10 protein-coding genes and 2 pseudogenes are annotated in these 20,870 nt (G+C 64.1%); 4 read left to right on the forward strand and 8 right to left on the reverse strand.

All coding sequences use genetic code 11. From position 1 onward, the window contains the following. A partial coding sequence (locus ACODSV_RS30320) for a condensation domain-containing protein (protein WP_489078383.1) occupies window positions 1–2,356 on the reverse strand: 2,356 nt, incomplete at its 3' end. Between the two features lie 3 nt (window positions 2,357–2,359). Further along, the gene (locus tag ACODSV_RS30325; RefSeq protein WP_454843557.1) at window positions 2,360–13,294 is read right to left on the reverse strand and encodes a non-ribosomal peptide synthase/polyketide synthase; all 10,935 of its coding nucleotides are present in this window, start codon (window positions 13,292–13,294) and stop codon (window positions 2,360–2,362) included. Window positions 13,295–13,503: 209 nt separating this feature from the next. On the opposite strand from ACODSV_RS30325, the gene ACODSV_RS30330 reads away from it, so the two are divergent. Both ACODSV_RS30330 and ACODSV_RS30335 read left to right on the forward strand, forming a co-directional pair. Next, entirely contained in the window at window positions 13,504–13,755 is a 252-nt protein-coding gene (locus tag ACODSV_RS30330; RefSeq protein WP_024076056.1) for a type II toxin-antitoxin system HicA family toxin, read from the forward strand. Further along, window positions 13,752–14,111, forward strand: coding sequence for a type II toxin-antitoxin system HicB family antitoxin (locus tag ACODSV_RS30335; RefSeq protein WP_024076057.1), 360 nt, complete (start codon window positions 13,752–13,754; stop codon window positions 14,109–14,111). The genes ACODSV_RS30330 and ACODSV_RS30335 overlap by 4 nt, the downstream gene beginning before the upstream one ends. On the opposite strand, the gene ACODSV_RS30340 is transcribed toward ACODSV_RS30335, so the two are convergent. From ACODSV_RS30340 to ACODSV_RS30350, 3 genes are read right to left on the reverse strand one after another with little or no spacing between them, the layout of a single operon-like run. Next, a complete protein-coding gene (locus ACODSV_RS30340) occupies window positions 14,112–15,284 on the reverse strand; it encodes an MFS transporter (protein ID WP_024076058.1) in 1,173 nt (390 codons plus the stop codon). It abuts the gene before it with no gap. Between the two features lie 40 nt (window positions 15,285–15,324). Beyond that, window positions 15,325–16,680 carry an MATE family efflux transporter gene (locus tag ACODSV_RS30345; protein ID WP_150095402.1) on the reverse strand — a complete coding sequence of 452 codons (1,356 nt, stop codon included), beginning with the start codon at window positions 16,678–16,680 and terminating at the stop codon, window positions 15,325–15,327. Between the two features lie 26 nt (window positions 16,681–16,706). Next, window positions 16,707–17,279: a DUF2239 family protein gene (locus ACODSV_RS30350; RefSeq protein WP_150095401.1), complete on the reverse strand. Its 573-nt coding sequence runs from the start codon at window positions 17,277–17,279 to the stop codon at window positions 16,707–16,709. Between the two features lie 336 nt (window positions 17,280–17,615). Here ACODSV_RS30350 and ACODSV_RS30355 point away from each other — a divergent pair. Further along, a pseudogene (locus tag ACODSV_RS30355) lies at window positions 17,616–17,714 on the forward strand (hypothetical protein); the annotation flags it as partial. Here the strand turns inward: ACODSV_RS30355 and ACODSV_RS30360 are convergent. From ACODSV_RS30360 to ACODSV_RS30370, 3 genes and pseudogenes are all read right to left on the reverse strand, one after another. Continuing rightward, a pseudogene (locus ACODSV_RS30360) lies at window positions 17,706–17,990 on the reverse strand (FmdB family zinc ribbon protein); the annotation flags it as partial. The pseudogenes ACODSV_RS30355 and ACODSV_RS30360 sit on opposite strands and share 9 nt — an antisense overlap. A 2-nt stretch (window positions 17,991–17,992) precedes the next feature. Continuing rightward, window positions 17,993–19,222: a formamidase gene (fmdA, locus tag ACODSV_RS30365; protein WP_024076062.1), complete on the reverse strand. Its 1,230-nt coding sequence runs from the start codon at window positions 19,220–19,222 to the stop codon at window positions 17,993–17,995. A 105-nt stretch (window positions 19,223–19,327) separates the two neighbouring features. Then, window positions 19,328–20,236, reverse strand: coding sequence for a LysR family transcriptional regulator (locus ACODSV_RS30370; protein WP_150056478.1), 909 nt, complete (start codon window positions 20,234–20,236; stop codon window positions 19,328–19,330). 204 nt (window positions 20,237–20,440) lie between these two features. Here ACODSV_RS30370 and ACODSV_RS30375 point away from each other — a divergent pair, with 204 nt between their 5' ends. After that, window positions 20,441–20,836, forward strand: coding sequence for a helix-turn-helix domain-containing protein (locus ACODSV_RS30375; protein WP_150056477.1), 396 nt, complete (start codon window positions 20,441–20,443; stop codon window positions 20,834–20,836). The last annotated feature ends 34 nt before the right edge of the window (window positions 20,837–20,870 follow it).

Below are 20,870 nucleotides of genomic sequence, written 5' to 3' on the forward strand. Positions count from 1 at the left end.
CGTGCGGAAGCTTGGCGAACACCTGCTGCTGTGCGTCCACCGGCAAGGCTTCGCCACTGCACACAATGCGTTGCAGGCTGTGGCAATGGGCGACTTCCGGGTCCTGGAGGAACGCCTGCAACATCGACGGCACGAAGTGCAGCGTGGTGATCTGTTCGGTCTGAATCAGGCTGACCAGTTTGGCTGGATCGCGGTGATCCCCCGGTGCTGCCACAACCAGGCGCGAACCGGTCATCAGCGGCCAGAAGAATTCCCACACCGACACGTCGAAGCTGAACGGGGTCTTTTGCAGCACGCTGTCGCTGGCATCCAGGGTGTAGGCTTCCTGCATCCAGTGCAGGCGGTTAAGCAACGCCGCATGCCGGTTGCCCGCCCCCTTGGGTTGGCCGGTGGAGCCGGAGGTGTAGATCACGTAGGCCAGGTTTTCGCCGTCCAAGGCGATGCCAGGGTTCTCTTCGCTGTAGCCTTCGAATGTTGATTCACCCAACACCAGGGTTTCCAAACCTTGGGGAATCGGCAGTTGCGCCAGCACCTGCGCTTGAGTCAGCAGCAGCTTCACGCCGCTGTCTTCGAGCATGTAGGCCAGGCGTTCGCGCGGGTACTCCGGGTCCAGCGGCACGTACGCACCGCCGGCCTTGAGCACCGCCAGCAGGCCAACCACCATTTCAACGGAACGCTCCAGCGCCAGCCCCACCAGCACATCCGGCCCGACGCCTGCCTCGAGCAAACGATGGGCCAGGCGATTGGCGCGGCGGTTCAGCTCGGCATAGCTCAGCGACACATCGCCGAAGCGCAACGCTGGCGCCTGCGGTGCACGCGCAACCTGCGCTTCAATCAGCTCATGCACGCAACGCTGCACTGGGTAGTCCCGCGCGGTGGCGTTCCATTGGTAAACGATTTGCTCGCGCTCAGCCGCGTCCAGCACCGCCAGGTCCTGCAACGGCAACGCCGGGTTGGCCACGGCCACGCGCAACAGGCCCAGCCAGTGGCGCAGCATGCGCGACGCCGTGGCGGCGCCGAACAGGTCGGTGGCGTAGGTCAACGAGGCCCGCACGCCGTCGGCGCTTTCCTGGGTGTCCAGGCTCAGGTCGAACTGGGCGCTGCGGGTCTCCCATTCCAGGTTGGCCACGCGCAGGCCCGGCAGTTGCCGGGCGCTCGCCTGGGTGTTGGCCTGATGGTTGAACATCACCTGAAACAACGGGTTGTGGCTCAAGGTACGTTCCGGTTGCAACGCCTCGACCAACTGCTCGAAGGGCAGGTCCTGGTGGGCCTGGGCTTCCAAGGCGCGGCGCTTGGTGTGCTGGAGCAATTGAGCAAAGCTCATTTGGCCGTCGAGATCGGCCTTGAGCACCTGGGTGTTGACGAAAAAGCCGATCAGCGATTCGGTCTCGACGCGGTTGCGGTTGGCAATCGGCACGCCGACCCGGATGTCCTGCTGGCCGCTGTAGCGATACAGAAACGCCTGGAACGACGCCAGCAGCAGCATGAACAGCGTCACGCCTTCACCCTGGGCCAAGGCTTTCACCCCGGCCACCAGCGCGGGTTCCAGGGCGATGTCCTGGCGCGCGCCCAGGAAGCTCTGTTGCGCCGGACGCGGGTGATCGAGGGGCAGCTCCAGCACCGGTTGCGTGCCACCGAGCAGCTCACGCCAATAGGCCAACTGCCGCGCCTTCTCGCCCGCTTCCATCCAGCGGCGTTGCCATAGGGCGTAGTCAGCGTACTGGATCGGCAACGGCGCCAGGGTGCAGTCCTCGCCCTGGCTGTAGGCCGCGTAGCGTTGCATCAGTTCCTGCACCATCACGCCCATGGACCAACCGTCCGAGACAATATGGTGCTGCACCAACACCAGCACGTGCTCGTCTTCACTCAGGGTGAGCAGGCTGACCCGCAGCAGCGGACCTTGCTGCAAATCGAACGGCCGCGCGATTTCGGCTTCCACGCGCGCCTTGAGCCGGGCCTCGTCGACCGGGCTTTCAGCGATCCGGACCACGGCATGGGCCAGCACTTCCTGGGAACGCTGTTCATCGCCCAGGTGCAAACGGGTGCGCAGGCTTTCATGCCGCGCCACCAGGGCATCGAAGCTGCGTTGCAGGGCAGCCTTGTCCAGTCGCCCGCTCAGGCGCAGGGCTCCGGGGACGTGATACGCGGCGCTGTCCGGGTCGAGCTGCCAGAGGAACCACTGGCGCTCTTGGGCGTAGGACAGCGGCAAGTGTTGGCCGTCCTCGCGGATCGCGGCAATCGGCAATTGAGCGAAACTCATGCCACGGCTTTGCAGACGTTGATAGAACTGCTGGCGCTGTTCCAGCGGCAAGCGAAGAAAGCGCGAGACCAGGTCGATATTCGGGTTGGAAAGCATGGTTCAAATCGCCTCTAGTTCGCTCAAAAAGTCACGAAGGTCATCAAAATCTTCCGCCGTACCCGCGCGGAAGGTGGCAGCCGCCTGGGCATAGGCGCGCAGTGAATCGGTCTGGAACACTTCCACCAGCGGCACTTCCAGGCCCAGTTCAGCCTGGACCCGCGAGGTGATCTGGATGGCCAGCAGCGAATGGCCGCCGACTTCGAAGAAGTTGTCGTTCAAGCCCACCTGCGGCAGACGCAGCACCTCGGCCCAGATCGCGGCGATCTGTTGCTCCAGCTCGGTTTCAGGCGCCACGTAGTGTTGTTGCAACTGGCTCGGGTCCGGCGCGGGCAAGCCCTTGCGGTCGAGCTTGCCGTTGGGGGTCAGCGGCATCTGCGCGAGGAACATGAAGTGCGCCGGCACCATGTAGTCCGGCAGGCGGGACTTGAGGGCGCGGCGCAGGGCATCGCGGAACTCCACCGCGTTGATCAGGGCGGGGTCGGCAGGCACCACATAGGCCACCAGTTGCTTGCCGGTCGGGCCGTCCTGGGCCACGACCACAGTTTCGCCGACGCTGTCCTGCTCTCGCAGGCGCGCTTCGATTTCGCCCAGTTCGATGCGGAAGCCGCGGATTTTCACTTGATGGTCGACGCGGCCGAGGTAGTCCACCACGCCGTCCGGGCGGCCACGGGTCAGGTCGCCGCTGCGGTACACGCGGCTGCCGGGTTTGCCGAAGGGGTCTGGCACGAAGCGTTCGGCGGTCAGGGCCGGACGTTCCAAGTAACCCCGGGCCACACCCTCCCCGCCCAGGTACAACTCACCGGCCACACCGATGGGTTGCAGGTTGAGTTGCGCGTCCAGCACATAGCCGCTGCGGTTGCCGAGCAGTGTGCCGATGGGCGCATAGACCGCACCGCACGAGTCCCCCTTGCGGGCCTTCCACAACAACGGCGTGACCACGGTTTCGGTCGGGCCGTAGCCATTGAACAGGTAGGTCGGTTTCAGCGCACGCCAGGCCAGGTCGTAGCTGGCTTGCGCCACCGCATCGCCGCCGAAGCAGTACACCCGCACGGCCGGTGGGTTGCCGTCGCGCTCGGCATGCTCGGCCAGCTGTTGCAGGTACACCGGCGGGAACACGGCCATCGTCACCTGGTGGCGATGCATCTGCGCGTAGGTGTATTCGGGCAACCACAGGCTGTCATCGCGGATCAGCACGCTCGCACCGTTGATCAGCGGGTGCATCCAGCCTTCGTGGGAACCGTCGAAGGCGAACGACATGAAGTGCAGTTCGCAATCGGCCGGCGAGGTTTCATAGCGCTCGCCCGTGGCAATGATGTGCGCCACCAGCGGGCCGTGGGACACCGCCACGCCCTTGGGCAGGCCGGTGGAGCCGGAGGTGTAGATCACGTAGGCGAGGTTGTCGCCGTGCAGCTTCACGTCTGGAGCCGTGTCGCTGTAATCGGCCCACGCCTCGGTGCGATCGATCGCCAGGGTATCCAAGCCGTCAGGGATCGGCAGTTGCTGCAACGCCCGCGAGTGAGTCAGCAACAACCGGGCGCGGCTGTCTTGCATCATGTACAGCAGGCGATCACGCGGGTATTCGATATCCAGCGGCACATACACCCCACCCGCCTTGAGCACGGCGAGGAACGCCACCATAATCTCGGCGCTGCGTGGCATGGCAATCGCCACGCGCACTTCCGGGCCCACACCACGGGCGATCAGTGCACGGGCCAGGCGGTTGGCCTGGCGGTCCAGCTCGCCGTAAGTCAGGGTCTGCGCGTCGAACTTCACCGCCACGGCCTCCGGTGTTTCAGCGGCGCGGTCAGCGACCAATTCGTGCACCAGGCGCGTGGCCGGGAAGCCGGAATCGGTGCGGTTCCACAGCTGCAAGATGTGCTGCTGCTCGTCGCGATCCAGCAGGTTCAATTGGCCAATGCTCTGCGCCTGATCATCGACCATCGCCTGCAACAGGTTCTGCCAGTGGCGCGCCATGCGCTCGATGGTCGAGGCGTCGAACAGATCGGTGGCATAACTCAGCGAGGCGCCCAGTTGCTCCGGGGACTCTTCGATATCCAGGGTCAGATCGAATTGCGCGACGGCTTCGTCCCAGCTCACCGGGCTCATGTCCAACTGCGCCAGGCTCCGTAAATGCCGGCCGGACTGGCTGATATGGTGGTTGAACGCGACCTGGAACAACGGGCTAAGGCTCAGGCTGCGCTCCGGCTGCAGGGCTTCGACCAGTTGCTCGAACGGCAGGTCCTGGTGGGCCTGGGCCTCCAGCGCGCGCTGTTTGACCTGGGCCAGCAATTGGCGGACGGTGGTGTGCCCGTCGATGTCGGCCTTGAGTACCTGGGTGTTGACGAAGAAGCCGATCAGGCCCTCGATCTCCACGCGGTTGCGGTTGGCGATGGGCACGCCGACGCGAATATCCCGTTGGCCGCTGTAGCGATGCAACAGCGCCTGGTAAGCCCCCAGCAACAGCATGAACACGGTCACGCCTTCACGCTGGGCGAGGGCCTGGAGACGCTCGACCAACGGCACCGGCAGCGCAATATTCAGGCGCGCGCCACGATGGGTAGGCACCGCCGGGCGCTGATGATCGAACGGCAGCTCCAGCACCGGTTGTTCACCCCCCAGCAGGTCTCGCCAGTAAGCCAGTTGGCGAGCCTTCTCCCCCGCCTCCATCCAGTCGCGCTGCCACTGCGCGTAATCGGCGTACTGGATCGGCAAGGCCGGCAGTTGCAGCATTTGGCCCTGGCTATAGGCGGCGTAGAGTTGCACCAGTTCATCGACCATCACCTGCATCGACCAGCCATCGGAGATGATGTGGTGCTGCACCAGCACCAAGACATGCTCGTCCTCGGCCAGGCGCAACAGGGTCACACGCATCAGCGGGCCCTGGCGCAGGTCGAACGGCTGGGTGATGCGCGCTTCGACCTGCGCCTTGAGATGGGCTTCATCGGAGTCGACCGGGTGCAATTCGATCCGCGCCCGCGGGCTGATCACTTGAACGGTACGACCGGCCTCTGGCTGGAAGTGGGTACGCAGGCTTTCGTGGCGCGCCACCAGCGTATCGAAGGCGCGCTGCAGGGCGTCGCGATCCAGCCGGCCTTTCAGGCGCAAGGCGCGGGGCACATGGTAGGCGGCGCTGTGCGGGTCCAACTGCCAAAGGAACCACTGGCGCTCCTGGGCATAGGACAGGGCCAAGGGCTGGTCACGTTCGGCCCGCTCAATCCGGGTGATTGCAACGCGGGCCTGGGTCAAGGCGCGGACAAAGTTGCCCAGCACGGGCTGCTCAAACAGCGCCTTCACATTCACGTCCAGGCCCAAGCCATGGCGCATACGTGACACAGCTTGGGTGGCCAATAGGGAATGGCCGCCCAGCTCGAAGAAATGGTCGTGCATCCCGACACGTTCCACGTCGAGTACTTCAGCCCAGATCGCGGCGACCTGTTGCTCCAGCTCGCTGCTCGGCGCGAGGTACTCACGGCCGACGACATCGGGCTTGGGCAGGGCTTTGCGGTCCAGCTTGCCGTTAGGGCTGAGCGGCATCTGCTCCAGTCGCAGCCATTGGGCCGGCACCATATAGTCCGGCAAATGGCTGGCCAGGTGGGCGCTCAAGACCTCACGCCAATCCTCCTCGGCGCCTTGCAGCACCAGGTAGCCGACCAGGTATTTGCCGTCGACCGCCAACACCGCGGCCTCACGCACCCAGTCGTGCTCCAGCAGGCGCGCTTCGATTTCACCCAGCTCGATACGCAGGCCACGCAATTTCACCTGATGGTCAATGCGCCCGGCGTATTCGATCACGCCGTCGTCGCGGTAGCGCGCCAGGTCGCCGGTGCGGTACAGGCGCTCGCCTTTTACGAACGGGTTGGCGATGAAACGCTCGGCGGTCAGCGCCGGACGACGGTGATAACCGCGCGCCAGACCGACGCCACCCAGGTACAGCTCGCCCAGTACGCCGACCGGGGCGGGCTCGAAGTTGTTGTCGAGGATGTAGCAGCCGAGGTTGGCAATCGGACGGCCAATCGGTACGGCGTCGCGACCCTCTTCAATGCAGGTCCAGTGGGTCACGTCGATGGCGGCTTCGGTCGGGCCATAGAGGTTGTAGAGCGTGGCGTGCGGAAGTTTGGCGAACACCTGCTGCTGCGCATCCACGGGCAAGGCTTCGCCACTGCACACAATGCGTTGCAGGCTGTGGCAATGGGCGACTTCCGGGTCCTGGAGAAACGCCTGCAACATCGACGGCACGAAGTGCAGCGTGGTGATCTGTTCAGCCTTGATCAGGCTGATCAGCTTGGCTGGATCGCGATGATCCCCCGGCGCTGCCACAACCAGGCGCGAACCGGTCATCAGCGGCCAGAAGAATTCCCACACCGACACGTCGAAGCTGAACGGGGTCTTTTGCAGCACGCTGTCGCTGGCATCCAGACCATAGGCTTCCTGCATCCAGTGCAGGCGATTGAGCAACGCCGCATGCCGGTTGCCCGCCCCCTTGGGTTGGCCGGTGGAGCCGGAGGTGTAGATCACGTAGGCCAGGTTTTCGCCGTCCAAGGCGATGCCAGGGTTCTCTTCGCTGTAGCCTTCGAATGTTGATTCACCCAGCACCAGGGTTTCCAAACCTTGGGGGATCGGCAGTTGCGCCAGCACCTGCGCCTGGGTCAGCAGCAGCTTCACGCCGCTGTCTTCGAGCATGTAGGCCAGGCGTTCGCGCGGGTACTCCGGGTCCAGCGGCACGTACGCACCGCCGGCCTTGAGCACCGCCAGCAGGCCAACCACCATTTCAACGGAACGCTCCAGCGCCAGCCCCACCAGCACATCCGGCCCGACGCCTGCCTCGATCAAACGATGGGCCAGGCGATTGGCGCGTCGGTTCAGCTCGGCATAGCTCAACGAAACGTCACCGAAACGCAACGCTGGCGCCTGCGGTGCACGCGCGACCTGCGCTTCTATCAGCTCATGCACGCAACGCTGCACTGGGTAGTCCCGTGCGGTGGCATTCCAGTCGCCGAGCACCTGGCGGCGCGCGGCCTCCGTCAGCGACGGCAAATCCCCCAGGCGCTGCGCTGTGGTGCTGGCCAAGCCTTGCAACAGGTACTGGAAGTGCGTGGCCAGTTGCTCGATCTGCGCCTCACTGAACACCTGCACATCAAAGCTGAACTCGAATTCCAGGCCCGCGCCTGCCCCCAACAAGACGGTCAGCGGGTAGTGGGTCTGCTCGATGTTCTGCACATCACTGAAGGTCAACCCGGCCGGCGCGCCAGCGGCCAGCGCGGCGGACACCGGATAGTTTTCAAACACCAGCAGCGTGTCGAACAACGCCGCGCCACTGGCGCCCGCCCAACGCTGGATATCGAACAAGGGCGTGTGCTCGTGCTCACGCAAGCTGAGGTTCTGTGCCTGTACCTGTTGCAACCACTCACTGACCCACAAGGTCGGGCTCGGGGTGGCGATCACCGGCAAGGTATTGATGAACAGCCCGACCTGCTGCTCCACACCCGGCAACCCCGCCGGCCGCCCGGCCACCGTGGCGCCGAACACCACGGTGTCCTGGCCGGTCTGGCGTTGCAGCAGCAACAGCCAGGCGGCTTGCACCAGCGTGTTCAGGGTGATTTTGTGGGCCTGGGCAAACGCCTTGAGTGGCGCGGTCTGCGCGACGCTCAGGGCCAGGGCGTAGCTGCCTTTGGCCGAAGAATGCTCGGTCGGGGTGGCGCGCGCCAAGCGCGTCGGCGCCTGCAACGTGGCCAACTGGCCTTTCCAGAATGCCTCGCTGGCCGACGAGTCCTGGCCTTGCAACCAGCCAATGTAGTCGCGGTAATGCCCTTGCAGCGCCGGCAACGGCTGGCCGACATAGTGCTGCAAGACCTCCCCCAGCAATTGCGCCCGGCTCCAACCGTCCAACAGGATGTGATGGTTGGTGAGGATCAGGTGGAAACGATCGACACCGATACGCACCAGTTTCAGGCTGAGCAACGGCGCCCGATCCAACACGAAGCCTTGCGCGCGCGTGGATTCGCTCAACGCATCCAATGCCGCTTGCGGGTCTGGTTGCGCCTGCCAGTCGTACTCGACGAAGGGCAAGGCGCTCTCGCGATACACCGCTTGCAACGGCTGCGCCTGGTCCTGCTGCCAGATAAACCCGGTGCGCAACATGTCGTGCCGCGCCAGCACCTGCTCCCAGGCGCGTTTGAAGCGCGGCACATCCAGGCCGTGGAGATTGGCGCGCAACTGGCTGACATAGATTGCGTCCTGATCCTGCTGGTACAGGCTGTGGAACAGCATGCCCTGTTGCATCGGTGACAGTGGGTACAGGTCCTGCACGTCGCGCGATGGCAGCGCCAGGTCGTCCAGTTGCCGTTGAGTGAGGCGGGCCAGGCTGACATCGGCCGGCGTGAAAGCACCGTGTTGCGGATCGACGCAATGCTCGATCAGCGCCAACAGCTCGCGCTGGTAATCGTCCGCCAGGCCCTGAAGGGTCGAGGCCTGGAACATCTCGCGGCTGAAGCCCCATTGCAGCGCCAGTTCGCCACCGTACACCTGGCCCTCCACCGTCAGCCAGTTGGCCAGCGGTGCTGCCGGGTCCTGGGCCTGGCCACTGCCTTGGCTCGCGGGCACGAACAGCGCCGACTCATCGAACTGGCGGTCGAACTGGCCCAGGTAGTTGAAGGTAATGCGCGGCGCGGCCAACCCGGCGAGGGACGCGCGGGCCTCGGGCGTCCCCAGATAACGCAGCAGGCCGTAGCCCAGGCCCTTGTCGGGCACGGCACGCAGTTGCTCCTTGACCGCTTTGATCGCGCTCGACAACTCGCCCTCAGCTTGCAGGCGGACCGGGAACAGGCTGGTAAACCAACCGACGGTGCGGGTCAGGTCGAGCCCATCGAACAGGTCTTCGCGGCCATGGCCTTCGAGCTGGATCAGCGCGGCAGGCTGGCCGCTCCAACGGCAGATCACGCGGACCAACGCGGTCAGCAGCAGGTCATTGACCTGGGTGCGATAGGCCAGCGGCGCGTCCTGCAACAACCGGCGGGTCTGCTCGGCATTGAGGCGGGTCTCGAGCCTGCCCTCCAGGTGGTTTTGCAGGCCGCCCTCGGGGTTGTCGCACGGCAGCTCGGTGTCGCTGGACTGGGCCTGCCAGTACGGCAATTGCGCGCTGAGGGTGCTTGCATGGGCCTGCAACTGCCGCGCCCAGTGCTGGTAGGCGCTGGTCTTGTTTGGCAAGGGCTGCTCGCGATAAGCCTGTTGCAGGTCCTCCAGCAGAATGCGCCAGGACACGCCATCGACCACCAGGTGGTGCACCACCAGCAGCAAGCGTTGTGTGCCATCGGCCAGGCTGACCAACGCGGCACGCAGCAGCGGGCCTTGCGCCAGGTCGAGGCTGCGCTGGGCTTCGTCACACAGTGCTGCCAGCTCAGCATCGGTGCTCGCGTGGGATTGCCACAACGCCGCCTCCGTCACCGGCACGGCGTAGGCTTGCTGCCAGCCGTCGCCCTGTGGGGTAAAACGCAGGCGCAGGGCGTCGTGATGGTTGATCAAGTGCGTCAAGGCGGCGTCCAGCCGCGCAGGCTCCAGCGCCTCGCGCGGGGTCAGCAACAGTGACTGGTTCCAATGCTGGCGCGCCGGGATCGCCTGGGCGAAAAAACCCTGCTGCACCGGGGTCAGGATCACCTCCCCGCTCACCGGGCCCTGATCGATAACGATCGACGCGTCCTGGCTCGCTACCCGCGCCAGGCTGCGCACACTCTGGTACTGGAACAGGTCGCGCGGGCTCAGGCGTATGCCCGCCTGGCGCGCACGGCTGACCACCTGGATGGAGATGATCGAGTCGCCGCCCAGTTCGAAAAAGTTGTCGTCCAGGCCGACCTGCTCGACCCCGAGCACATCGCGCCAGATCGCCGCCAACGCTTTCTGTACAGGCTCCTGCGGGGCCGCGAATGCCTGCTGCGCCACAGCTTCCGGCAATGGCAAGGCCTTGCGGTCGAGCTTGCCGTTGGCGGTCACCGGCAGCTGGTCCAGGGTGATCAAGTGGGTGGGGACCATGTACTCCGGCAAGCTGTCGAGCAGCCAGGCCTTGAGGTCGATTGGCGCGTCGCCATTCGGCACCAGGTACGCCACCAACTGCTTGCCGCCGTGCACCAGCACCACGGCTTCACGTACGCCGGGGTGCTGCATCAGTTGCGCTTCAATTTCGCCCAGCTCGATGCGCAGGCCGCGCAACTTGACCTGATGATCGAGGCGGCCCAGGTATTCGAGCACGCCGTCGGCCCGTTGGCGCACGCGGTCGCCGGTACGGTACAGGCGCTCCCCCGCAACGAACGGGCTCGGCACAAAGCGCTCCGCCGTCAAGCCAGGGCGCCGATGGTAACTGCGCGCCAGGCCGGTGCCGCCCAGGTACAGCTCGCCGGATACGCCAGCGGGCACGGGGTTGAGCTGGGCGTCGAGCACATAGGTGGCGAGGTTGGCGATCGGGCGGCCAATGGGCACGCTATCGGCGCCTTCGTCGACGCACGTCCAGTGGGTCACGTCGATAGCGGCTTCGGTCGGGCCGTAGAGGTTGTACAGGGCGGCGTTCGGCAATTTGGCGAACACCTGGCGTTGCGCGTCGAGGGGCAATGCCTCGCCGCTGCACACGATGCGCTTGAGGCGGGTACAGCGCTGCACGCCCGGCTCATGGATAAACGCCTGGAGCATCGACGGCACAAAGTGCAAGGTGGTGATGGCGTGCTGGCCGATGGTCTCGATCAGGCGCGCGGGCTCACGGTGTTCGCCTGGCGCGGCCACCACCAGGCGAGCGCCGGTCATCAGCGGCCAGAAGAACTCCCATACCGATACGTCAAAGCTGAACGGAGTTTTCTGCAGGACCGCGTCACTGGCATCCAACGCGTAGGCCTGCTGCATCCAGCACAGGCGGTTGACCAGTGCACGGTGGCTGTTGCCGGCGCCCTTGGGCTTGCCGGTGGAGCCGGAGGTGTAGATCACGTAGGCCAGGTTCTGCGCCTGCATGGGCACCGCCGGCGAGGCGCTGCTATAGCCCTCCAGCCACAGCGCGGGCTGGTCCAGGGCAATCACCCGCAGGCCAGCGGCAGGCAACAACGGCAATAGGCTCTGTTGGCTGAGCAGCAGCGCAATGCCGCTGTCTTCGATCATGTAGGCCAGGCGTTCCTGGGGGTATTCGGGGTCCAGCGGGACATAGGCGCCACCGGCCTTGAGGATCGCCAGCAGGCCGACCACCATGTGGAGGGAGCGCTCGACACAAATCCCCACCAGCACGTCCGGGCCGACGCCCTGCTCGCGCAAGGCGTGGGCCAGTTGATTGGCGCGCGCGTCGAGTTGCGCATAGGTCAAGGTGGTGGTGCCGAACACCAGCGCCGGGGCATCCGGCGTGCGCTGCACCTGGTCTTCGATCAAGTGGTGCATGGCACGTTCAGTCGGGTACGGCGCGGCGGTCTGGTTCCAGGCCTGCACCAGCAGGTGCTGCTCGTCGGCGGCCAGCATCGGCAACTCACCGATGCGCTGCTCACCATCGGCCACCATGGCCTGCAACAGACGGATCCAGTGGCGCGCCATACGGGCGATGGAGGGCGCGTCGAACAGGTCGTTGGCGTAAGTCAGCGCGGCATGCAGGGTGCCGGACTTTTCATAAGTGTCGAGGGTCAGGTCGAACTGGGTGGTGCGGCCCTGCCACTCCACCAGGGCCAGTTCCAGGCCAGAGGCAGTGCGGACCGAGGCGATGTCGGCCACCACCGGCTGGTGGTTGTACATCACCTGGAACAGCGGCGTATGGCTGAGGCTGCGCTCGACCTTCAGGGCTTCTACCAAGCGTTCGAACGGCAACTCCTGGTGGTCCTGGGCGCCCAGGGCATGCTCCTTGATGGCGTGCAGCAACTCGGCCACGCGGGTCTGCCCGGTCAGCTCGGTGCGCAGCACCTGGGTGTTGACGAAGAAGCCGATCAGCCCTTCGACTTCACTGCGATTGCGGTTGGCGATGGGCACGCCGATGCGTAGATCGCCCTGCCCGGTGTAGCGATGCAACAACACGTTGAACGCGCCAAGCAGCAGCATGAACAGCGTGACATTGTGTTTTTGCGCGCAGTTGCGCAGTTGTACCGCCAGTGCCGGGTCGATTGCGAAGGTATGGCGCGTGCCCTGATAGCTGGGCATGGCCGGGCGTGGACGGTCGGTCGGCAATTCCAGTACCGGGTGCTCATCGCCCAGGCGCGCTTGCCAGTAGTCGAGCTGGCGCGCCTGCTCCCCGGCTTCCAGCCAGCAGCGCTGCCACAGGGCATAGTCGCTGTACTGGATCGGCAATGGCGGCAGTTGCGGCGTGTCGTTGCGCTCGTGGGCGTCGTAAAAGCGGATGAACTCGTCGATCAGCACGTTCATCGACCAGCCATCGGAGACGATATGGTGCAGGGTCAGCAGCAGCACGTGTTCCTGTGCATCGAGCTTGAGCAACTGCACACGCAGCAACGGCCCGTGCTCCAGGTCGAACGGCAACAGCGATTGACGGGTTGCCGCCTGGTTGACGGCCTGCTCGCGCGCCGTCGGCTCCAATGCGCTGATATCCAGGTGTTCGATGGCCAGCGATGGCTCGACGGCCACCTGCACCAGGCGCTCATCGGCCTGGCGCTGGAACACCGTGCGCAACGTTTCATGGCGCGCCACCAGGCTGGCGAATGCCTGCTCCATGGCGCGCAGGTTCAATGCGCCCTTGAGCCGCACCGCCCCCGGCAAATTGTAGGCGCCGCTGGTCGGGTCCAGTTGCCACAGAAACCACATGCGCTGCTGCGCGTAGGACAACGCCTGGCGATCCTGCGCCTCCTCCCCTGCCGGAATCGGAAACCGGGAAAAATCCACCCCTTCCTTCTGCAACGCCTGCAGGAACAGCTGGCGTTTTTCCAGGGGCAACCCGATAAACCGGCGAGCAAGTTTCAAGGAGTCTTCAGCATTCATTTCTTGGAGTCCGGAGCAATAGGCGGGAAGCACAAAGGCACGTCGTCCCTATAAAACGAACCGGAGAAGGAAAAATTAGCGGAGGGCGGGAGGCGTCGAGCAGCGCGTCATCAAGGGTTACATCAATCTCCGCTGAGTCACGCCAACTCGGGCTAGCATTGACGCACACCACTTTTTGCAACTACATTTAGTTACACGCAGGGAACGCCGTGTCCAAAAATGAAAAGCTGCTCGCCAAACTGCTCAATGAACACATGACATTCACCTGGCCCGAGCTCGTCACGCTGCTGCGTCGGCTTGGCTACACACAAATCGAGGGGGCGGGAAGCCGCGTCAAGTTCGACATCGGCGACCCCACGGCAATGATCACCTTGCACAAGCCTCACCCCGGCAACGAACTGAAACACTACATTCGTCGCCAGGTCATCGAACAATTGAGATCAGGAGACCTGATTCAGTGAACAACCAACTGAAATACAACGGCTACATCGGCTCTATCGAAGCCAGCCTCGAAGACAACTGCCTGTTCGGCAAAATCCTCTTCATCAAGGCGCTGGTCAGCTATGAAGGGAAAACCGTCGCCGAGTTGGACGCGGCCTTCCGCGAGGCCGTGGATGACTATCTCGCGACCTGCCAGACCCTGGGGCAAACCCCGGAGAAGCCATGCAAAGGCTCGTTCAATGTGCGGGTCGGCCATGACCTGCACCTGGCAGCGGCCCTGGCGGCAACCCGTAAGAAAGTCACGCTCAACGACCTGACGCGCCAGGCGCTGAACGAGTTCCTGCAACACCACGGCGCAGACCCGGCGATCGGTTGATCAGCCCAGTCGCCGATAACCCAGCACCGCCGCCCCCAACACCACGGCGCCCGCCGCCAGCGACACCCAGAAGCCGCTGGCCGCGCCAAACTGGTCGATCATCCAGCCGCAGCTGGCGGCGCCGATGGCCACGCCGATACTGAGGCCGGTGATCAGCCAGGTCATGCCTTCGGTAAGGCGGCTCGGCGGGACGATTTGTTCCACCAAGGCCATGGACACGATCAGCGTCGGGGCGAAGAACAGGCCGGAAACGAAGATCGCCACCGCCAGCCCAGGGATGTTCGTCACCAACAGCAGTGGCAAGGTGGTCAACGCCGTGGCCACCCCGCAGCACAGAAACTGCCGGGGCAGCGGCGCCTTCAACTTGAGCGCGCCGAACGCCAACCCCGCCAGGCACGAACCGATGGCATACACCGACAGCACAATGCTCGCCGCTGCGGGTTGGCCCTGCTGCTGGGCAAAGGCGACACTGACCACATCCACCACGCCGACGATCACGCCCATGGCCAACAGCAGGATCATCAGGATCAGCACCGACGGTGAAGCGATCAGCCAGCGGCCGTGATGGCCCTGGTGCTCATGCACCGGCGGTTCCGTTGCGCGTTGCAACACAAAGACGGTGACGCCCACTGCCAGCAGCAGCGCCGCCACCAAAGGCCCGGCTTCCGGGAACAGCACGACGCTCAGGCCGACGGAGATCGGTGGGCCGATGATAAAACACACCTCATCGAGCACCGACTCCAGGGCAAACGCGGTCTGCAGCTTGGGTTGGCCGCGGTACAGCGCGGTCCAGCGCGCCCGTACCATCGCCGACATATTGGGCATGCAACCGGCCAGAGCGGCGAACAGGAACAACGTCCAGCTGGGTGCCTGGAAACGCGTACACAGCAACAGCAGCAACAACGCCCCGCCACCGATCAGTGCAGCGATCGGCAGCACCCTGCCCTGGCTGTAGCGGTCGACCAGCCGTGACACCTGCGGCGCGCAGAATGCCGTAGCCAGGGCAAATATCGCCGCCACCGACCCGGCCAAGCCATAACCGCCGTGGACCTGCGAGAGCATGGTGATCAGGCCGATACCGGCCATGGACACGGGCATGCGTGCCAGCATCCCGGCAAGTACAAAAGCCCGGGCACCGGGCGCCTGGAACAATTCGGCGTAGGGGTTTGCCATCACTGCACTGTCTTCTTATAAGGAGGTGCGCAACCTTTTATCACACCAGCCGCTTGATCTGCTTGTGCCGCCACACCAACCGGAAGTACGTCGTCTGCAACGCCAGCATCGCCAGGTACGTCACGGGAAACGCCATCCACACCCCTTCCAGGCCGAAATGCGCGTTGAACAGATACGCCATTGGCAGTTCAACGCCCAGCACGCAGAAAATCGAGATCGCCACCGGCATCAGCACCACGCCGCTGGCGCGCATGATCCCGCCGATCACCGCCTGGAAGCCGAACACCAGGATGCTCCACAGCATGATATGCAGCAGGTGTTCGGCGTTGATCCGTGCGGCGTCGTCCGTGATGAACAAGCCCAGCAACCAGTGGGATAACAGGTAGCCCAGCAGGATCAGGCCACCTGTCAGGCACAGGTTGATCAGCAACCCCGTACGCAGGATCGGCCCGATGCGTTCCAGTCGACCGGCACCAATCGCCTGGGCGCCCAGGATCGACGCGGTAATGGCAATCGACAGCGCCGGGAATTGCACATAGTTGACGATTTGGGTGACCGCGCCATAGGCCGCCGTGGCTTGTGAACCATGGCTGTTGACCAGGGCGAGGATGACCAATTCCGACAGCGACAGCACCACCATCTGCAAACCGGTAGGCAGTCCGATGCGTAGCACCTTGCCTAGAATCACCCGATCCAGACGCAAGGCCGCAAGCAGTTCACGATCCGGCGCCATCACATGGTTTTTATGACGCAGGCGCAGGATCAGAAACAGCATCGCCGACGCGTTACCCACCAGCCCGGCATACACCGCACTCTGGATGCCCATCGGCGGCAAGCCAACCCAGCCGCGGATCAGCGCCGGGGTCAGCAGCAGGCCGACCAGGGTCGAGACCATCAGCGCCAACAACGGCGAAACCGTGTCGCTCACCCCGCGCAACAGTTGGGTGTAGAGGATAAACACCAGCAGCAGCGGCATGATCAGCATCATCATCTGGGCATAACCCACCGCGTCATCCAGCACATCGATGGGGGTGCCCAGTGCCTGCAAGGCCGGGCGCGCGAACAGGCTGCCGAGTACCGCCGCGATCAAGCCCACCAGCGCGCCGAGGGTCAAAGTGGCCCCGGTGATCGACTTGACCATCCCGGTTTCCTGGGCGCCCCAAGCCTGGCCGATCAGCACCGAGGCACCTGCCCCCAGGCCGATCACCAGCGCAATAAAGAAGAAGACGATGGGAAACATCCCCGACACCGCCGCCAACGCCTGGGTACCGAGCATTTGCCCGACATAGATGCCATTGAGCGTGCCGGAAAAACTCTGCAGGAAGTTGGACAGCACCATCGGTGCCAAAAAGATCAGGTAGATCTGCCACAACGGCCGTTGTTGGGTGACTTCCATGGTAGTTCGAGTCCCTGGATTTATGATCAGGCAGTAAAAGCGTTGCGCGACAGCCAGGCCAGGTACGTCTGCACGTCTACCGGCCAGTGCGCGATCTGCTTGGAAAAGTCCGCCGCATCCTGGGCAAACAGCGCCCGCGCGGCATCCTCGAAACCCGGCAGGTCGCCGCCAATGGCGCTCATGAAGCGATAGCTGGCCTCCTTGGCATGGCGCATTTGATCACGGCAGGCATGGACATTGCGCGCTTCATCGACCAATCGGCGCAACGCGGCCGAAGCGCCGCCACGCTGCTGGCCCAGCCACGCCCAGTGGCGAGGCAGCAAGGTGACTTCCCGCGCGACCACGCCCAGCTTTGGGCGCCCGACCGTGGGCACCGCGGGGGGCTCGTCATCGGTGTCTGTCGGTGCGGGTTGTTCCGGCGCATAACCTGCCGGCCAGGGATAGTCGACCTGGGTGCCGGTGGCGTCGTCAAAGACCAGGAAACTGCCCGCCGACAGGCCAAGGTCAACCAGAGCGGCAGCCACCTGGGCGTAGGAACCGGCCGCCACGCGTTGGTGACGAACAAAGGCGCTGCATTGGGGAGTGATGTGTGCAGGCATGGCTTATTACCCGGATATTATTTATTTTACCCGGATCATATTAGCCATAACGCTTCAACTTACAAGGCGATTCTCGTGAAACCTCCCGCCACTGAGCGCCGCCTGGACTGTGTGGCGAGCGGGCTTGCCCCGCGTTGGGCTGCGCAGCAGCCCCAGTAAAATCACCGCGTTTTTTTCAGACAAACCGCGGTGCGGGATTTGGGGCTGCTGCGCAGCCCAACGCGGGGCAAGCCCGCTCGCCACACAGGCCCGCTCGCCACAACAAGCCCGCTCGCCACAAAGGGATTGGTCAGGGTCAAGAGAGTTGTGTAGCTTCCCATGCCACCATCGCCTGAGGCATGCGTACCGGGCAACGCTCCTGGTCTAGTGACTGATCATCCAAGGCCGTGGCCCGGTCTGGGTCTTGAGGCCCAAGGGGTTGGCCTTGCTCGGCTCGACTTTTTTACCGGTGCCGCAGCAACTGCATCCGGCCGGATGGCGACGGTTCTCCCGGTATTCGCCGACGGTCTGCGGTGCGTGGGCACTGCGCTCGTTGCCGGCGATGGCCTTGCGTTGGTTGGCCGACAGCGTTTGCAGCGCCGGCGCCGACACCCTCAACGGCCCGCCAGGTCCTTCGCAGTACGGACACTGGCTGGGTTCGTTGCGCTGGGCCATCGGCCGCAGCAGCGTGAAAGTGCCACACGCCTCGCAGGCGTATTCGTAGGTCGGCATGGCTACAGGTCCGGGGCAATGGGCAGGTCGATGCTGCCGTCGAGGTATTTCGTCGGGCCGTTGGCGGTGGGGTTGATGTCGAACTCGAAGATCTCCGTGGGCAACCACAAGGTCGCGCAGGCATTCGGAATATCCACCACACCGCTGATATGCCCCTGCACCGGTGCCGAGCCGAGCAACGCATAACCCTGGGCCGGCGAATAGCCGAACTTGGTCAGGTAGTTGATCGCGTTCAAGCAGGCCTGGCGGTAGGCGATGTTGACGTCCAGGTAGTGCTGCTGGCCCTGCTCGTCCACCGAGATGCCTTCGAAGATCAGGTAGTTCTTGTAGTTCGGGGTGATCGGGCTCGGTTTGAACACCGGGTTCTTGATCCCGTACTTGGCCATGCCGCCCTTGATCAGCTCGACCTTCATATGCACCCAGCCGGCCATTTCGATAGCGCCGCAAAAGGTGATTTCACCGTCGCCCTGGCTGAAGTGCAGGTCGCCCACCGACAGCCCGGCACCGTTGACATAGACCGGGAAGAAAATCTTCGAGCCACGGGACAAATCCTTGATATCGCAGTTGCCGCCATGCTCACGCGGTGGCACGGTGCGCGCGCCGGTCGCGGCCGCATCGTCACGGGCCTGGCCCTTGAGCTTGCCCATATGCGCGGTGGCGGCCAACGGTGCGTTGGCCAGCGGCGGCACGCGGGTGGGGTTGGTGTCGATCAGTTCCTGCTCGCGGCGGTTCCAGTCGGCAAGCATCACCGGGTCGGGCAGGCAGCCAATCAGGCCCGGGTGGATCAGGCCCGCGAAATTCACCCCTGGGATATGCCGTGAACTCGTGAACATGCCCTTGAAATCCCAGATGGCCTTTTGTGCGCTGGGAAAATGGTCAGTGAGGAACCCACCCCCGTTCTGCCGCGAGAAAAAACCGTTGAAGCCCCACTGGGAGTCGGCCTTGGCGCCGATATCGAGCAAGTCCACCACCAGCAAGTCACCCGGCTCGGCGCCGTGCACCCCCACCGGGCCAGACAGGTAATGCACGGTGGACAGGTCCACATCGCGCACATCGCTGGCATCGTCGTTGTTCTTGATCGCGCCGGCGGTCCAGTCGTAGGTCTCGAGGATGAAATCATCGCCCGGCTTCACCCAGCACGCCATCGGGATATCCGGGTGCCAGCGGTTATGGATCTGCTCGTTCTCGGTGACGGGCTGGTTGAGGTCGACTTTGATCAGCGTTTCGGTCATGGACTGGCTCCTGGACGGATGACGGGATGCGTTCAATCCAGTCTCAGGGGGCCAGCGAAATCGGGAAATACGTTGGATGACGTATGGGCGCGGTCACCCGGTGCCTCAGATCGCCCGCGCCATATGCTCGGTAATCCGCCCGCGCAACCAGCGCTCTGCCGGGTCGTTGTCATGCACTCCGCTCCACACCATTGACAACTCCGCCGCGTCGATCGCAAACGGCGGGTCTTCAGCGCGCAACGCCGTGCCCTCGGTCAATGCACAGGCGGCGTAATCCGGCACCGTCGCAATAATCTGCGTACCCGCCAGCAGTGCACGCAGGCCGCTGAACTGCGGCACCGCCAGTACCACCCGGCGCGCGCGGCCGATGCGGGCCAGGTCCAGGTCGATATTGCCGCTCAAGTCACCCGAGAACGACACCATCGCATGCGGCCGTTCGCAATAGTCATCCAGGGTCAGTGGCTCTGCACCGGCATCGCCACGCAACACCTTGCAGGGGATATCCCGCAGTTTCTTGCGCTTGGCATTGGCCGGCAGATCCGTGGTGTAGCTGACCCCCACAGTGATTTCGCCACTGGCCAGCAACGACGACATCAACAGGTAATTGGCCCGGCGCACCACCACGATGATCCCCGGCGCCTCTTCGCGCAGTTGGCTGAGCAACGGCGGAAACAGGCCGAACTCAGCATCGTCGGACAGGCCGATGCGAAACACCGCGCAACTGGTGGACGGGTCGAAATCCTTGGCGCGGCTGACCGCGCTTGAAATGGTGTCCATGGCCGGTTGCAGCTCCTTGAGTATCGCCACGGCGCGTGGCGTGGGCTCCATGCCCCGCCCGTTGCGCAGCAGCAACGGGTCGTCGAACAGGTCGCGCAAACGGCCCAGGGCCGCGCTGACCGCCGGCTGGCCCATGAAGAGTTTTTCGGCGACCCGGGTCAGGTTCTTCTCGAACATCAGGGCCTCGAAAATCACCAGCAGGTTCATGTCGACGCGGCGCAGGTCGTTGCGGTTCATGGCGATATCCAAACGGTTAGCAAGCCGCCAGATAAGCACGCAGAGCACTCTCTAGATTGCATGCCTGTGCTGTCTTTTCCACGCCAGTACCTGGCGAAATTAACAACGATTAACTCGTCAGCCAGACGGTTCGGCCCCAAGAATGAAGCGGTCTACACTGCATCCATTCACCGGGAACGCTCCCATCGACTGCGGAAATTCGTCATGGCCCGACTTGAGCACTGTGCTCCGCGCTTATCCTCCACCGGCGGCCTCTGCCCCCGACGCGAGCGTATCGCCAAGCAACTGATCCTCGCCAACCTTGGCGAAAGCCTGGCAATCGCCGACCTCGCCCAAGCCTGCGCCCTGTCGCGCAGCCATTTTTCCCGCGCATTCAAGTGCACCACGGGGCTGTCGCCCCAGGAGTGGATACGCCAGCAGCGCATCCAGCGCGCCAAGGAACTGATCACCGGCTCCGCGCTGAGCCTGACGCAAATCAGCCTGGAATGTGGGTTCTGCGACCAGGCGCACTTCTGTCATATCTTCACCCGCAGCGAAGGAGTGAACCCGATGACCTGGCGAAATCACCAATTGCGCCGCAAGCAGGTGATTGCCGCCTAGTGATCCTTGCCGACGTGGAATATGCTCAGGCGAT

The sequence above is a fragment of the Pseudomonas sp. FG86 genome (assembly GCF_057808775.1).

Excerpts from the sequence above, each read along its gene's own strand:
- ACODSV_RS30325 (WP_454843557.1), bottom strand. The coding sequence starts at position 13,294 with ATGAATGCTGAAGACTCCTTGAAACTTGCTCGCCGGTTTATCGGGTTG.
- ACODSV_RS30340 (WP_024076058.1), bottom strand. The coding sequence starts at position 15,284 with ATGGCAAACCCCTACGCCGAATTGTTCCAGGCGCCCGGTGCCCGGGCT.
- ACODSV_RS30345 (WP_150095402.1), bottom strand. The coding sequence starts at position 16,680 with ATGGAAGTCACCCAACAACGGCCGTTGTGGCAGATCTACCTGATCTTT.
- ACODSV_RS30350 (WP_150095401.1), bottom strand. The coding sequence starts at position 17,279 with ATGCCTGCACACATCACTCCCCAATGCAGCGCCTTTGTTCGTCACCAA.
- fmdA (WP_024076062.1), bottom strand. The coding sequence starts at position 19,222 with ATGACCGAAACGCTGATCAAAGTCGACCTCAACCAGCCCGTCACCGAG.
- ACODSV_RS30370 (WP_150056478.1), bottom strand. The coding sequence starts at position 20,236 with ATGAACCGCAACGACCTGCGCCGCGTCGACATGAACCTGCTGGTGATT.
- ACODSV_RS30375 (WP_150056477.1), top strand. The coding sequence starts at position 20,441 with ATGGCCCGACTTGAGCACTGTGCTCCGCGCTTATCCTCCACCGGCGGC.